17 protein-coding genes are annotated in these 12,959 nt (G+C 58.7%); 11 read left to right on the top strand and 6 right to left on the bottom strand.

The annotated features are described in order from the left end of the window. Positions 1-33: 33 nt before the first annotated feature. A complete protein-coding gene (locus tag AC1Q8Q_RS00260; RefSeq protein ID WP_168757366.1) occupies positions 34-462 on the bottom strand; it encodes a helix-turn-helix domain-containing protein in 429 nt (142 codons plus the stop codon). Positions 463-528: 66 nt separating this feature from the next. Here AC1Q8Q_RS00260 and AC1Q8Q_RS00255 point away from each other — a divergent pair, with 66 nt between their 5' ends. From AC1Q8Q_RS00255 to AC1Q8Q_RS00240, 4 genes are all read left to right on the top strand, one after another. Further along, on the top strand, positions 529-762 hold the full coding sequence (locus tag AC1Q8Q_RS00255) for a hypothetical protein (RefSeq protein ID WP_492614727.1): 234 nt from the start codon (positions 529-531) through the stop codon (positions 760-762). After that, complete coding sequence (locus tag AC1Q8Q_RS00250) at positions 759-1,037, top strand: Ogr/Delta-like zinc finger protein (RefSeq protein WP_080725384.1); 279 nt, start codon at positions 759-761, stop codon at positions 1,035-1,037. The genes AC1Q8Q_RS00255 and AC1Q8Q_RS00250 overlap by 4 nt, the downstream gene beginning before the upstream one ends. A 2-nt stretch (positions 1,038-1,039) precedes the next feature. Further along, positions 1,040-1,402, top strand: coding sequence for a hypothetical protein (locus tag AC1Q8Q_RS00245; protein ID WP_454866645.1), 363 nt, complete (start codon positions 1,040-1,042; stop codon positions 1,400-1,402). Between the two features lie 132 nt (positions 1,403-1,534). Then, positions 1,535-2,749, top strand: a complete 1,215-nt coding sequence (locus tag AC1Q8Q_RS00240; protein WP_033044469.1) for a class I SAM-dependent methyltransferase — start codon at positions 1,535-1,537, stop codon at positions 2,747-2,749. A 12-nt stretch (positions 2,750-2,761) separates the two neighbouring features. Here AC1Q8Q_RS00240 and AC1Q8Q_RS00235 read toward each other — a convergent pair whose 3' ends face one another. After that, the gene (locus tag AC1Q8Q_RS00235; RefSeq protein WP_083348375.1) at positions 2,762-3,652 is read right to left on the bottom strand and encodes a DMT family transporter; all 891 of its coding nucleotides are present in this window, start codon (positions 3,650-3,652) and stop codon (positions 2,762-2,764) included. A 291-nt stretch (positions 3,653-3,943) separates the two neighbouring features. On the opposite strand from AC1Q8Q_RS00235, the gene AC1Q8Q_RS00230 reads away from it, so the two are divergent. The 3 genes from AC1Q8Q_RS00230 to AC1Q8Q_RS00220 all read left to right on the top strand — a co-directional run bounded on the left by AC1Q8Q_RS00230 (position 3,944) and on the right by AC1Q8Q_RS00220 (position 5,323). Next, complete coding sequence (locus tag AC1Q8Q_RS00230) at positions 3,944-4,525, top strand: DJ-1/PfpI family protein (RefSeq protein WP_020798383.1); 582 nt, start codon at positions 3,944-3,946, stop codon at positions 4,523-4,525. Positions 4,526-4,539: 14 nt separating this feature from the next. Next, on the top strand, positions 4,540-4,839 hold the full coding sequence (locus AC1Q8Q_RS00225; RefSeq protein WP_020798384.1) for a ribbon-helix-helix domain-containing protein: 300 nt from the start codon (positions 4,540-4,542) through the stop codon (positions 4,837-4,839). A gap of 139 nt (positions 4,840-4,978) precedes the next feature. Beyond that, positions 4,979-5,323 carry a YegP family protein gene (locus AC1Q8Q_RS00220; RefSeq protein WP_020798385.1) on the top strand — a complete coding sequence of 115 codons (345 nt, stop codon included), beginning with the start codon at positions 4,979-4,981 and terminating at the stop codon, positions 5,321-5,323. A 132-nt stretch (positions 5,324-5,455) separates the two neighbouring features. Here the strand turns inward: AC1Q8Q_RS00220 and AC1Q8Q_RS00215 are convergent, their stop codons facing one another. Both AC1Q8Q_RS00215 and AC1Q8Q_RS00210 read right to left on the bottom strand, forming a co-directional pair. Beyond that, positions 5,456-6,343 carry a dihydrodipicolinate synthase family protein gene (locus tag AC1Q8Q_RS00215; protein ID WP_020798386.1) on the bottom strand — a complete coding sequence of 296 codons (888 nt, stop codon included), beginning with the start codon at positions 6,341-6,343 and terminating at the stop codon, positions 5,456-5,458. 31 nt (positions 6,344-6,374) lie between these two features. Then, the gene (locus AC1Q8Q_RS00210) at positions 6,375-7,157 is read right to left on the bottom strand and encodes an aldolase (protein ID WP_020798387.1); all 783 of its coding nucleotides are present in this window, start codon (positions 7,155-7,157) and stop codon (positions 6,375-6,377) included. Positions 7,158-7,269: 112 nt separating this feature from the next. On the opposite strand from AC1Q8Q_RS00210, the gene AC1Q8Q_RS00205 reads away from it, so the two are divergent. Continuing rightward, positions 7,270-7,812, top strand: coding sequence for a helix-turn-helix domain-containing protein (locus AC1Q8Q_RS00205; RefSeq protein ID WP_020798388.1), 543 nt, complete (start codon positions 7,270-7,272; stop codon positions 7,810-7,812). A 97-nt stretch (positions 7,813-7,909) separates the two neighbouring features. Here the strand turns inward: AC1Q8Q_RS00205 and AC1Q8Q_RS00200 are convergent, their stop codons facing one another. Both AC1Q8Q_RS00200 and AC1Q8Q_RS00195 read right to left on the bottom strand, forming a co-directional pair. Beyond that, a complete protein-coding gene (locus AC1Q8Q_RS00200) occupies positions 7,910-8,929 on the bottom strand; it encodes a DUF4917 family protein (RefSeq protein ID WP_042955463.1) in 1,020 nt (339 codons plus the stop codon). A gap of 313 nt (positions 8,930-9,242) precedes the next feature. Next, a complete protein-coding gene (locus tag AC1Q8Q_RS00195) occupies positions 9,243-9,731 on the bottom strand; it encodes a DMT family transporter (protein WP_168757368.1) in 489 nt (162 codons plus the stop codon). A gap of 77 nt (positions 9,732-9,808) precedes the next feature. Between AC1Q8Q_RS00195 and AC1Q8Q_RS00190 the strand changes: the two genes are divergently transcribed. The 3 genes from AC1Q8Q_RS00190 (at position 9,809) to AC1Q8Q_RS00180 (ending at position 12,843) form a co-directional block, all read left to right on the top strand. Beyond that, on the top strand, positions 9,809-10,762 hold the full coding sequence (locus AC1Q8Q_RS00190; protein ID WP_492614726.1) for a LysR family transcriptional regulator: 954 nt from the start codon (positions 9,809-9,811) through the stop codon (positions 10,760-10,762). Then, positions 10,759-11,397 (top strand): LysE family translocator, encoded by a 639-nt coding sequence (locus tag AC1Q8Q_RS00185; protein ID WP_033044291.1) that lies wholly within the window; start codon positions 10,759-10,761, stop codon positions 11,395-11,397. The genes AC1Q8Q_RS00190 and AC1Q8Q_RS00185 overlap by 4 nt, the downstream gene beginning before the upstream one ends. Positions 11,398-11,496: 99 nt before the next feature. Beyond that, entirely contained in the window at positions 11,497-12,843 is a 1,347-nt protein-coding gene (locus AC1Q8Q_RS00180) for a sensor domain-containing protein (RefSeq protein ID WP_151144005.1), read from the top strand. Positions 12,844-12,959: the final 116 nt, after the last annotated feature.

Genomic DNA, 12,959 nt, shown 5'->3' with positions numbered 1-12,959 from the left:
TCTTACGCGTCTTCAAGTAAAGCGCGTATAACATTATGTTTCGCGCAGCTGTTGAAGTGTCGACAGGATAGACGCCATCTCTGAAAGTTTGAGTTCCATTTCACGCAGGCGGCGTTTTTCCTCCAGGGCATGTTGTATGGCGTTGCGATCTTCTTCATTGAGCAATCGCCACATCGCGAGAATTGTATTTTCCCGTGTGATTGTTTCCTGGGTTTGTTCCAAGGCATTGCCAGCAGTGCTTAGCCGCAAGATCGGTCCTTCGCCAAGCAACAACCAGTCAAGTGAAATACCGCGAGTCTGGGCAATTTCTACGCATAATGAGTACGGTGTACTGTCTCGACCTTTCCAGCTGCTGAGGGTTTGCGGACTGACTTTCAGCGCAGAAGACAGGGAGGCATCACTTTTTGTGCCAGTAATTTGTTTTAGGCGGGCTAAAACAGTCTGAGATTTTTTGCTACGCAATTTGAGCCTCTACCTTTTGACACATGCTTTTTGAGTGCTTAATGTATGCGCAATGAGTATTCTAAAATGAGTAATCAATCTTCAACTATGAGTCAGATAAATGTGATGTCGAAACTTCCTAATGGTAGCAGGGTGATTTCCTACATGTTTGTTTCTTGCCCATTGCACCGTTTTCCGTTGCACTTTCTTTTATCAGGTAAGCGTTATTTGCAGCGCCAGGTTGCAGCGATCCTCGCTCGCAGCAGTATTGCGTTTGATTATGTTGATTACCACCCGATGAACAGCGGGACCCAAGCATGAGTACTTACAAAATGGTGTGCCCGCATTGCTTGAGCCGCATGCGAATCCGCACCAGCGAGGGCCGACATATTTTCCTGCGGGTGGCCTACTTGCAATGCACGTCGGAAGCCTGCGGCTGGTCGGTTCGGGCCGAGTTCGAAATGACTCACGAGCTCTCTCCCAGTGGCATGCCCAATCCTGCCGTACGCCTGCCTTTCGCCGGACCCGATTTGCGGCATGCCGCCCGGCCTGTTGCGCCAATTGAGCCGACGACGTCGGCGCCTGTGGAGTCATGAACATGGGCGCAATTGTTGAAGACAAGGATTTGAACGAGCAATTGTTGACCATTGCCCAGGGGTTTTTGGCCCGCCATGAAAGCGGTGCGGTCGTTGATGACCAGGTGCTGTTCTGTCGTGCCGTGAAGCACTTGCAAGGGATTGATGTGCCGATGCACCTGGCGGAGCGGCTGGTCAGCCACGCCTATGGGGAACTCAAGTCCTGCAACGATCGACGACGCCTGGACATCGGTGCCAGCTCCGAAACCGTCGCTGTCATCACTGATCCGGCCAACGGCATGACATGGGCCGTACCGGTGGGATTGATCGTCAGGCATGTGATCAATTCACCGAGCAATCGCAAACTTCGGCTGGTGGAGCCCTGAGGTATCGGCCATTACACTGCAGGTCTGGGGGGGATGACCGGGCCTGCGAAAAATAACCCCGTGCCCAAAACCCGCATCCCCCCTAAAATACCGGGCATTCTCCGATTTGCTCTGCCCGAGGCCGTTTTTTCCATGTCCGTCACCGCCACCCCCGCCAGCCTCGCGCCGGACCATCACGCCCAATTCATCGACCTGCTGCAATCGAGCCTGGAGCAGAACGCCTTCATCAAGTTGGTGTTGGCCAAGTACGCTGGCGATGAAGCGGACTTGCAGCGCATCATCATCAAGCCGGTGACGGTCAAGGCGCAGGCTTGCCTGTCCTTCGTCTATCGATACAAGACCCGCGACATCACCAAGAACCTGCCATTGGCCGAAGGTGTAGCCCTCATCAAAGACTTGTTGCCGGCATCGTTCAAAAATGCGCATTTGTTGTCGTTGACTGATGAAGCCCAGCTCGAATACAGCAAAAAGGGCAAGTCTTCGCTGTTCAAGAGCAAACCCCAGCAATTGCGTGAAGTGCCATCCGCCGGGCACAACCGTGAGAAAAACCGCTTTCTCGATTTGAACCGCCCGTTTCTCGCCGACCTGGGCGTCACCAACAAGCAGCATGAATTAATCCCTGCGATGTCGCGCAAGTGGAAGCAGATCAACAAGTTCATCGAGGTTTTCAGCCATGCGCTGACCTCGTCGCCACTGGCCCTGGATAGCCCGGTTCGCGTGGCAGACTTCGGCTCCGGCAAGGGTTACCTGACGTTTGCGATCCATGACTATCTGCGCAACACCCTGAAGGCCGAGGCGCAAGTGACTGGCGTCGAGTTGCGTGAAGACATGGTCACCCTGTGCAACGCCGCAGCGGCAAAGCTCGAGCACCCGGGGCTGGTCTTCAAGTGCGGTGATGTACGCAGCGTGGCACCGAGCGAGCTGGATGTGATGATCGCGTTGCATGCCTGCGACATCGCCACGGATTATGCGATTCACACCGGCATTCGTTCCGGTGCCTCGATCATCATGTGTTCGCCGTGCTGTCACAAACAGATTCGCCTGCAAATCCAGAGCCCGGCATTGCTCAAGCCGATGCTGCAGTACGGCTTGCACCTGGGACAGCAGGCGGAAATGGTCACCGACAGCTTGCGTGCGCTGTTCCTCGAAGCCTGCGGTTACGAGACCAAGGTGTTCGAGTTCATCTCGCTGGACCACACCAACAAGAACAAGATGATCCTGGCGGTCAAACGTGCCGAACCGGGTGATCCGGCCCAGCTGTTGGCGAAGATCCAGGAACTCAAGGCGTTCTACCACATCACCGAGCATTGCCTGGAAACCCTGTTGCGGGCTGACGGTTACCTCTGAAAGCCGTTCGATTTACGCCGTCACAATGCGTGCGGGCTTGACCGCCGTCTTGCGTCCCAGCACGACGGTCAGGATCACCCCGCCAGCAAACAGCCACGTAATCGGTTCGACGTGCTCGCCAAAAAACAGCGCGGAAAAGCCAATGGTGAAGAAAATCTGCAGCAGCTGGATCTGGCTGACCCGGGCAATGCCACCGATGGCCAGCCCGGCATACCAGGCAAAGAATCCGATGAATTGCGAAAACAGCGAGACGTAGCCGAAAGCCCACCAGGCCTTGGCCGAAATCTCGCCCTGATGTTGCAACCCAAGGTACAGCACCGGCCCGATCAACAGCGGGGTCGACAGCACCAGTGCCCAGCAGATCACTTGCCAGCCGCCCATTTCCTTGGCCAATCGGCCACCCTCGGCGTACCCCAGGCCACCCACCGCAATCGCGCCGAGCATCAACAGGTCGCCCGCCTGAATGCTGCCGGCCCCGCTGATCAGCGCATAACCGAGCACCAGTGCACTGCCCAGCGCGGCGCAGGCCCAGAAGGCTTTCGACGGGCGTTCGTGGGACAACCACGCGGCGTACAGCGCCACACACAGTGGCTGCAAGCCATTGACCAGTGCGCCATGGGACGCCGGCAAGGTTTGCATGGCCCAGGCCGATAGGACCGGAAAACCGAGGATCACCCCGGCAATCACCAGCGTCAGGCCTTTGACTTGCTTCCAGGTTGGCCATTTCTCACGCCGCCACAACAACAGCAACGCCGCGGGAACAGCCGCAAACAGTGCCCGGCCCAGGCCATTGAGCAGTGGATGCATCTCTTGCACGACGATGCGCGTGAAGGGCAGGGTAAGGCTGAAGATCACAACGCCGAGCAGGCCCAGGGCCATGCCGGTGTTTTCGCGGGTGGACATGATGGCAACCAGAATTTAATAGATGCTGTTATCTAGCCATAAACCCAAGGTAGCGCGCTGTTACAGCTGGGCGCAGAGTTATCCGTACAGTTGGGCGCGAAGCTCCCAACGTAGGAGCTGCCGCAGGCTGCGATCTTTTGATCTTGTTTTTAAGATCAAGATCAAAAGATCGCAGCCTGCGCCAGCTCCTACCAAGTGATCGGCGTAGTAGCAGGTTATTACCCACCCCTGCGGATAAGGACTACCTTGAATACTCCTGCATGCCAAGCATTTCCCAGAGGAGTCCTCCCCATGGCCGCGAAAAAAATTCTGATGCTGGTCGGCGATTACGTCGAAGACTATGAAGTGATGGTGCCGTTCCAGGCCCTGCTGATGGTCGGTCACACGGTGCATGCCGTTTGCCCGGACAAGAGCGCCGGCCAGACCGTGCGCACCGCTATCCATGACTTCGAAGGCGACCAGACCTACAGCGAAAAACCCGGTCACCTGTTTGCCCTGAACTTCGATTTCGCCAAGGTCAATGCGGCGGATTACGACGCCGTGCTGATACCCGGTGGTCGTGCACCAGAGTACTTGCGCCTGAATGAAAAAGTGTTGGAGCTGGTGCGCGATTTCGACAAGGCCGGCAAGCCGATCGCCGCCGTGTGCCACGGTGCGCAATTGTTGGCCGCCGCCGGGATTCTTGAGGGGCGTGAGTGCAGCGCTTACCCGGCCTGTGCGCCAGAAGTGCGCCTGGCGGGCGGTACGTTTATCGATATCCCGGTGACGGACGGCCATGTTCAAGGCAATCTGGCGACGGCACCGGCCTGGCCTGCCCACCCGAGCTGGCTCGCCGGTTTTCTCGGCTTGCTGGGCACTAAAATCACGCTGTAACAAAGGACCCGTCCATGTGCGAGCTCTACGTCAAGGCCGATCCGATTCTCTACGAATCGCGCTCCCGCTCGCTGCGCATTTGCGGGGTGGTCACCACCTTGCGGCTGGAGAATCAGTTCTGGGACATCCTCAGCGAAATCGCCGAGAGCGACGGTATGACCACCAATCAGCTGATTGCCAAGCTGTATGAGGAGGTCATGGACTACCGTGGCGAGGTGGTCAATTTCGCCTCGTTCCTGCGGGTGAGTTGTACGCGGTATTTGAGTCAGCGGCGGATTGCTCCTCCTCAGATGAGTGTGGTGCGAACGGCGTGAAAATCAAAAGATCGCAGCCTTCGGCAGCTCCTACAGGGATCGATGTAGGAGCTGCCGAAGGCTGCGATCTTTTGATCTTGTTGTTCCGGTGGTCTTTACTCTGAAGCGCGCAATCCCTCATTCGCCAAGGAGAAAGAGCATGTCTGGATGGTACGAAGTGAGCAAGAGCAGCAGCGGTCAGTTCAGGTTCGTCTTGAAGGCGGCGAACGCCGAAACCATTCTGACCAGCGAGTTGTACACCACCCGCGCCGCGGCCGACAAAGGCATCGCGTCAGTCCAGGCCAACAGTCCGCTGGATGAGCGCTACGAGAAGAAAACTACCAAGGATGGCCATCCTTATTTCAACCTCAAGGCGGGCAACCACGAGATTATTGGCAGCAGCGAAGCCTATTCCTCTGCATCCGCGCTGGACAAAGGCATCGCCAGTGTAAAGGCGAACGGCCCGACCAAGGTGATCAAGGACAAGACCTTGCCGGTGCTCTAAAACTCAACACAAATCCCCTGTGGGAGCGAGCCTGCTCGCGAATGCGGTTTAACAGTCAGTAAGATGTTGACTGACACGCCGCCATCGCGAGCAGGCTCGCTCCCACATGGGGTTATGCGTATGGCTGAGCGATCAGCGCAGGGCTTTTAGCAGGCCTTGCAACTGGCTCAGACCTGCTCCGTCCAACGGAAACACCGGCAACCGCGGATCACCCACCTCCAGCCCGGTAGCCCGTAAGCCGGCCTTGATCGTCGCCGGCAAACCACCCTTGAGAATGAAGTCCAGCAACGGCAACTGGCGATAGAACAGTTCACGAGCCTTGTTCAGGTCGTTGGCCAGCACGGCGTCGTACAGGTCGAGATTGAGTTGCGGGATCAGGTTCGGCGCTGCTGTACACCAGCCTTTTGCCCCGGCTGCGAAGGCTTCCAGCGCCAGGGGGTTGCAACCGTTGTAGAAGGGTACCTGGCCTTCGCCCAAGCGATACAGTTGATGCATGCGCTGGATGTCACCGGTGCTCTCCTTGACCATGGTCACGTTTTCCACGCCCTTGACGATACGCAGGATCAGCTCCACCGACATGTCGGTGCCGCTGGTGGCCGGGTTGTTATAGAGCATGATCGGCACGCCGATGCTGTCGCCGATGGCGCGGTAATGCGCGAGGATTTGCGCTTCGCTGAGTTTCCAGTAGGACGTCGGCAGCACCATCACCACGTCGGCGCCATGGGCTTCGGCGAAGCGGGCGCGACGCACCGCTTTGGCGGTGGTCAGGTCAGACACGCTGACGATGGTCGGCACACGCTTGGCCACATGCTTGATGCTGAACTCGGCGACCTGGTCCCATTCGGCGTCACTCAGGTAAGCGCCTTCGCCGGTGCTGCCCAGCGGTGCGATCGAATGCACACCGCCGTCGATCAAGCGGTCGATGGAGCGTCCGAGCGCCTCCAGGTCTACGCCCTCGCCGTTGGCGGTGAAGGGGGTGATGGTGTAGCCAATGATGCCGTGAATGTTTGCGCTGGGCATGGTGTCTCTCCGTTCAAATGAGCTCTGGGGTTCAGTTCAGGCAATCGGCGTGTCGACGCAGGTTCTGCCGGGCGTAGTAGTTAAAGGCGGCGGCATGGCGCTTGGGCCGGGCAATCCAGTCATGGGCTTCACGGCCCAGTTCGGGGATGATCGGCTTGATGGTTCCGGCGCTCATCGCCAGCAGCTGCAACCTGGCGGCGCGTTCGATCAGTTGGGCAATCACACAGGCCTCCTCGATGGTGGTGCCGGTGGACAACTGGCCGTGGTGGGAAAGCAGGATCGCGCGCTTGTCGCCCAAGGCGCCGGCAATCAATTCGCCTTCTTCATTGCCCACCGGTACGCCAGGCCAGCCTTCGAGAAACGCGCAGTCGTCATAGAGCGGGCAGAGGTCCATGTGGGAGATCTGCAGCGGCACTTCCAGCATCGACAACGCTGCGACGTGAGTCGGGTGGGTGTGAATGATGCAGTTCACATCTGGCCGGGCGCGGTACACCCAGCTGTGGAAGCGGTTGGCGGGGTTCGGCATGCCGTGGCCTTCGAGCACTTGCAGGTCTTCGTTGACCAGCAACAGGTTACCCGCAGTGATTTCGTCGAAACCCAGGCCCAGTTGTTGAGTGTAATAGGTGCCAGGCTGCGGGCCGCGGGCGGTGATTTGCCCAGCCAGGCCAGAGTCGTGGCCATTCTCGAACAGAATGCGGCAGGTCAGGGCCAGCTTTTGCCGATCGGTCCACGTATTATCCACAAGGGTGTTTTGCATCTGGTTCAGCGCTTGCTTGACCAACTGATCTTTGGGCAGTGCTAAAGTCTCGGCCATGTCGGTGTCCTCGTTGGCTGGGTCATGCATATGACACTAAAGATGCTATATGACACTTTGTGTCATGAGCAAGGACAATTCGTCACCATCCTCGATGGATTAATCGTTCTACATGTCTATCCGTTTGAAATTATTGAGAAAAAAACTTGGCGTAACCCTTGAGGCGCTGGCGGAAAAATCCGGCATGACCAAGAGTTATCTGTCGAAAGTCGAACGCGGCCTGAACACGCCGTCGATTGCGGCCGCATTGAAGCTGGCCAAGGCACTGAACGTAAAGGTCGAGGAGCTGTTTTCCGAAGATAAGGTGAGCCTTGACAGCTACAGCCTGGTACGCAGCCATGAGCGTCAGTCACTGGGTGCCAGCGACGACAATCCAGGCTACGCGGTACTGGCCCGTCAGGTCAGCGAACGCAGCTTGTTGCCGTTCATCATTTACCCGCCGACCGAGTTCACCGACAGAACCTTCAAGGAGCACCTTGGGGAAGAGTTCCTGTTTGTCCACGAAGGGCAGGTGGAGGTGGATTTTGTGAACGAGCGAGTGCTGCTCGGTCGTGGCGATGCGCTGCACTTCAACTCGCAGAAACCGCACCGGATCCGCTCGGTAGGCGAGGTGCAGGCGCAGTTGCTGGTGGTGGTGCATAGCCGCGAGGAATGAGTTGACTTCAAAAGCTTCACGAGCAGGCTCGTTCCCACAGGAGGAATGCATTCCATTGTGGGAGCGAGCCTGCTCGCGAAGGCATCAGCTCAAACAACTAAACTTCCACTGGAACCGCTAGCTTCGGGCTACCCAGCGCATGGGTCTTGGAATCAAAAAACTGCAACTCAACCCCAGTCCCCTCGAACAGCTTCGCGTAATGCCGCTTCTGGTGCTGGATGAACGCCTTGCTGCGCGGGTAAATCGAGATGGCCACTCTCTTCGGTTTCGCCACGCGCAAGGCGTGCACGATGTGACTGTCCTGCTCGCCCAATGCATGCCCGAAAATACACAACCCGCCGCCATGGCCGAGTAACTGCTCGTAGCAGAACGACAGGTAATCGGAACTGCGGATGGTCTTGAGCTTGTCTGCGCTCGGCCCTTCATTGATGAACAACGGTACATCGTCGAGGGTCTTGATCGTGTTGTTGATGGCGAAATTGCCCAGCAACGTGCCTTCGGTCGACATCAATTTGCGCGCGGTGCCGTCCTGGTTGCGCACCAGGTGCAAACCGCCGTGCAAGTACAGCAAACGGGTCTTGTCGGTGGCGGTAACGCTCAGGTCGAAGACAGGTTCTGACCCCTGGAACAGATCGGTGATCGCCTCGGGTTGCTGCTGGATCGCCCAGTAATTGAGCAAGTCGTAGTTAGTGGTGAACACTGTACGATAACGGCCCAGTTCCTCACCGATGGTCGCCAGGCTCGAGGCTTCGACCAACCGCCACGGGATGTGGACGGCGTGCACGGTGTTGATCAGCGCTTCCTTGATCGCGTAGTAACGATTACGCGGTGCGGCAGAGCTGACGGCCAGGGCCTTGTTGACCCGGCTGGTGGTTTTCAAAGCGCTGAGTACCTGTTCGAAGCTGCGTGTCTGCAGCGCATCGAACACACTCAACTCGGATGGGCTGAGAGGTTTTTCTTCGACGGTGCGGGCGTTTTCGAACAGCGAGTCGTAACCGAAGTCATCCCACACCGCACGGCTGGCCCCATTACCCACCAGCAAACCGTCGAACGCAGCGCCGCTGCGCAAGACGTTCCAGTCTTCAAGTTGGGCGTCGACATCCTGGAAATCGGTCATTGCGGTGTTCATCTCGAAGCAAAAGGTCTGATGGGCGGCGACTTTATCATGGTCGAGCACTGAGCCTGGTCTGCATCACTCAGATCATCGCGCCAATCGCGGCAGCCGTCAGTTGATGGACGAATCCGCTCAGCGTCATCGCATAAGCACCGCCGACCGGCGCTGTTGTGGACTTGCCGCAGAAGCTGCGCACGCTCGACAAGTTCTGACGGTTACTGAATCCTGCAGCGCCTGCAGATAGCAATGCATTCCCCTGTGGGAGCCTGCTCGCGAAGACTGACTGGCAATCAACATTGAACGCTCGGTAACAGCTTCAACCCGCAGCCGCCAAAGACTTGGCCGGCATGGCCCCAAACTGAATCAACACCACACCGCCGATCAACAACATTGCCCCAGCCAATCGCGGCAAGGTGATTGGCCGCTCCTCCAACCCAAACCACCCAAAGTGGTCCAGCACCAGCGAGGCCACCACTTGCCCCGCCAACGCCAACGCCATGAATCCCGAAGCGCCAAGCTTGGGCAGCAATACCAGCGCCAGTGAAATAAAACACACCCCAAACGCACCACCGGCCCACATCCACAGCGGCGCCTTGCCGATGAACGCCATCGACGGCAATGGCAAACGCATCGCCAGCATGATCGGCAACAGCACCAGGATGCTCACCACCAATGAAGCGAGGGTCGCCCACAATGGATGACCCAGGCCGCGTCCCAGATTGGCATTGATCGCGCTCTGGAACGGCACCACCGCTCCGGCGAATGCAGCAAGCAACAACAGACCCGCCCAATGCAACGTACTCATATTCATTCTCCAACAGGTTTTGCTGGACTCTAGAGCATTCGTCGCGCAGATTTAAATTCCGTTTTGCTATCCAGAACATGCATCAGATGAATGATCTGCGGCGCATTGATCTCAACCTGCTGGTGATCCTCGACGCCTTGCTCAGCGAGCAACACGTGACCCGTGCGGCCGAGCGCCTGCACCTGAGCCAGCCTGCTGTCAGCCATGCCCTGGCACGCTTGCGCGATCTGCTCGGTGATCCGTTGCTGGTGCGCGCTGGCGCAAGCCTGGTGCCGACTCCACGAGCGCTGGAGGTGATGGCTCCGCTGGGTGAAGTGTTGGCCCAGGTGCAATCGCTGCTGGCACCGAATGCCTTTGATCCGGCCACGGCCAAACGCACTTTTCGCCTGGCGATGTCTGACTATGGCGCCGCCATCGTCCTGCCGGAATTGATTCGCACGCTGCGTCGTGAAGCGCCCGGCATCGACCTGCAGATCAGCCACGCCAGCCGTGAAGGCATGCTCGAAGGGGTGCTCAACGGTGATATCGATGCTGCCGCCGGGGTGTTTCCGGAAATGCCCAACGAGTTGCGCAGCACGCCGTTGTTCGAAGAGCACTATGTCTGCCTGCTGGACCGCAACAGCCTGGCTGACGCGAGCGTGCTCGAGCTTCGCACCTATTTGAGCCGCCCCCACGTCTTGTTGGAAATGCGTGGCAGCGGTACCCCGGAAATCGAGCGCGCCTTGACCCGCCTGCGCGAGCGTCGTCGAGTCGCCGTCAGCCTGCCGCACTGGAGCGTCGCCCCGCAGTTGATCAGCGGCACCGACCTGATCCTCACCGTCGCCTCTCGTGCCTTGCGCGATATCGACGAGCAGTCATTGATTATCGTGCCGCCGCCGTTTGATATCCCGTCGTTCACCTTTGTCCTGGCCTGGCACAAACGCCGGGGCAGCGACCAGGCGTTGAATTGGTTGAATGCGCAAATTGAGCGAGCCTCAGCTGATATAAACTGGCGCCCATTCACCCGAACAGCGCAAAAGGACTTCCCATGACTCCCTCCCTGCTAATGGCCGTTCTCGCCTCGGGCTTCATCTATGGCATCACGCCAGGGCCTGGGGTATTGGCGGTGTTCGGCATCGGCGCCGCCCACGGAAGGCGGGCGGGGGCGGGGTTTCTCTGCGGGCATTTGTTGGGCGACGTGGTCTGGTGCAGTACCGCATTGATAGCGATTGTCGGTGCGCGGGAAATCGGCAGCACGGCCTTCGATGTACTGGGCGTGCTCAGCGGGCTCTACCTGTTCTGGCTCGGCTGGCGTGCGGTGCGCGCCCGCCAGCGGGTGGGCGAGGCGCCGCAGGGGCCTGCGCGGCAGCCATTCTGGCACGGCATTCTGTTCGGCCTGACCAATCCGAAAGCTTACCCGGTGGCGGTGGCCACCTTCACTGCGCTATTGTCCAGCCGGGCAGAGTTGCTGAGCTGGTCGATGTTGCCGTGGCTGATCGTCTTGAGCTTCGTCGGCGGCCTGCTGGCCTACGCTATCCTCATCGGCATCGTTGGCGCGCGGCGCGTGCGCACCTTGTATCAACGCCATGAACTGGCTATCACCCGGTTATGCGGGCTGATGTTCATCGGTTTCGCCATCAACGCCCTGGCGCATGCACTGCCGGGGCTGGTGACGAACAAGGCGTGAGATTGAAGGGATGCGTCGGTTGTACCGTCGGCGCTCAGGCGCCTGACCGGTCAGGGAGAGTTTCCAATGGCTGCAATGTCCGGACAAAATCACGGCACCATGACCAGCACAAACTCCGCGCCGTTGGCGAGCTACATTGACCTCCTGCTGGACGCCGTTTGCGCGGTCGACAAACAAGGCCGCTTCGTATTTGTCAGCGCGGCGTGCGAGCGCATTTTCGGCTATACCCCCGACGAACTGATCGGCCAGCCAATGATCGATCTGGTGCACCCGGCCGATCGCCAGCGCACCCTCGACGCCGCGCGGGAAATCATGGGCGGCGAACCCAAGCTGAATTTCGAAAACCGCTACCTGCGCAAGGACGGCCGGGTGGTCAATATCCTGTGGTCGGCGCGTTGGTCGGAGGTCGACCAGCTGCGCATCGCCGTGGCCCGCGACATTACCGAGCGTAAGCTGGCCGAATCCCGACAAGCGGCGTTGTATGCGATTTCCGAAGCGGCACATGCCGCGGAAGACTTGCTGGCGTTGTTCAAGCGTATCCATCTGATCATCGGCGAATGGCTACCGGCGTTGAATTTTTCCGTGGCGCTGTATGACGAGCAGTGTGCGCAGCTGAATTTTCCCTATCACGTCGACGACCACGAACCGCATCCCGAACAGCCCGGAACCATCACCGCACGCCTTTGCGCGGAGGTCGTCCACAGCGGCCTGCCGATCCTGCTGACGCCGGACCAGAGCGACCTGCCCTTGGAGTTCGAGTCGCTGGTGAGCGGGCAGCATTCGCCGTGCTGGCTGGGTGTACCGCTGAACTCGCAAAACGGCACGATTGGTGCCCTGATCGTCAAAAGCAAGCCGGGCGATGAGCGCTACACCGAACAGGACAAGGAGTTGCTGCAATACGTTTGCGCACAAGTCGCGACGGCGATCGAGCGCAAGCAATTGCACACGCGCCTGCAGCACATGGCCCAGTACGACCAGTTGACCCAGCTGCCCAACCGCGAACTGCTACGGGACCGACTGAAGCTGGCCTTGGCGTCGGCGCTGGAGGAGCGTGGACGTATGGCCCTGTTGTACGTCGATCTTGACCGCTTCAAACAAGTCAACGACACCCACGGTCACGCGGTCGGCGACATGTTGCTGCAAACCGTGGCCAATCGGCTCAAGGGCTGCGTGCGCGAAACCGACACGGTGGCGCGTATTGGCGGTGACGAATTCGTGGTGTTGCTGCACAGCATCCACGCCTCGGGGGATGCCGACTGTGTGGCCGGGAAAATTCGCCAGGTACTGTCTGCGCCCATGCGCCTGGACGGACACAGCTTGCATATCCAGCCAAGCATCGGCGTCGCCCAATACCCCGAACACGGCACTGAAGAAAAGCAGCTGTTCAGGCACGCCGACGAGGCGATGTACAGCGCCAAGCGCGAGCAACACCTGCGGCTCGTTTGACATTATCGCCACCGTTCGTCGTGGCGATTCCAGCTTTTCTAAACCTTTTGATGGATGGAAATTCAGATTCTATGCGGGCAATGGCTCGCCGAGATCATCATCAAGAGGTAGAGAAT

This window comes from Pseudomonas sp. GW823-FHT06B06 (assembly GCF_058795195.1).
This window is presented reverse-complemented; position numbering and strand designations above follow the sequence as displayed.

Excerpts from the sequence above, each read along its gene's own strand:
- AC1Q8Q_RS00225 (WP_020798384.1), top strand. The coding sequence starts at position 4,540 with ATGTGCGAGCTCTACGTCAAGGCCGATCCGATTCTCTACGAATCGCGC.
- AC1Q8Q_RS00250 (WP_080725384.1), top strand. The coding sequence starts at position 759 with ATGAGTACTTACAAAATGGTGTGCCCGCATTGCTTGAGCCGCATGCGA.
- AC1Q8Q_RS00230 (WP_020798383.1), top strand. The coding sequence starts at position 3,944 with ATGGCCGCGAAAAAAATTCTGATGCTGGTCGGCGATTACGTCGAAGAC.
- AC1Q8Q_RS00200 (WP_042955463.1), bottom strand. The coding sequence starts at position 8,929 with ATGACCGATTTCCAGGATGTCGACGCCCAACTTGAAGACTGGAACGTC.
- AC1Q8Q_RS00180 (WP_151144005.1), top strand. The coding sequence starts at position 11,497 with ATGACCAGCACAAACTCCGCGCCGTTGGCGAGCTACATTGACCTCCTG.
- AC1Q8Q_RS00215 (WP_020798386.1), bottom strand. The coding sequence starts at position 6,343 with ATGCCCAGCGCAAACATTCACGGCATCATTGGCTACACCATCACCCCC.
- AC1Q8Q_RS00195 (WP_168757368.1), bottom strand. The coding sequence starts at position 9,731 with ATGAGTACGTTGCATTGGGCGGGTCTGTTGTTGCTTGCTGCATTCGCC.
- AC1Q8Q_RS00240 (WP_033044469.1), top strand. The coding sequence starts at position 1,535 with ATGTCCGTCACCGCCACCCCCGCCAGCCTCGCGCCGGACCATCACGCC.
- AC1Q8Q_RS00245 (WP_454866645.1), top strand. The coding sequence starts at position 1,040 with ATGGGCGCAATTGTTGAAGACAAGGATTTGAACGAGCAATTGTTGACC.
- AC1Q8Q_RS00190 (WP_492614726.1), top strand. The coding sequence starts at position 9,809 with ATGCATCAGATGAATGATCTGCGGCGCATTGATCTCAACCTGCTGGTG.
- AC1Q8Q_RS00205 (WP_020798388.1), top strand. The coding sequence starts at position 7,270 with ATGTCTATCCGTTTGAAATTATTGAGAAAAAAACTTGGCGTAACCCTT.
- AC1Q8Q_RS00210 (WP_020798387.1), bottom strand. The coding sequence starts at position 7,157 with ATGGCCGAGACTTTAGCACTGCCCAAAGATCAGTTGGTCAAGCAAGCG.
- AC1Q8Q_RS00185 (WP_033044291.1), top strand. The coding sequence starts at position 10,759 with ATGACTCCCTCCCTGCTAATGGCCGTTCTCGCCTCGGGCTTCATCTAT.
- AC1Q8Q_RS00220 (WP_020798385.1), top strand. The coding sequence starts at position 4,979 with ATGTCTGGATGGTACGAAGTGAGCAAGAGCAGCAGCGGTCAGTTCAGG.
- AC1Q8Q_RS00235 (WP_083348375.1), bottom strand. The coding sequence starts at position 3,652 with ATGTCCACCCGCGAAAACACCGGCATGGCCCTGGGCCTGCTCGGCGTT.
- AC1Q8Q_RS00255 (WP_492614727.1), top strand. The coding sequence starts at position 529 with ATGAGTAATCAATCTTCAACTATGAGTCAGATAAATGTGATGTCGAAA.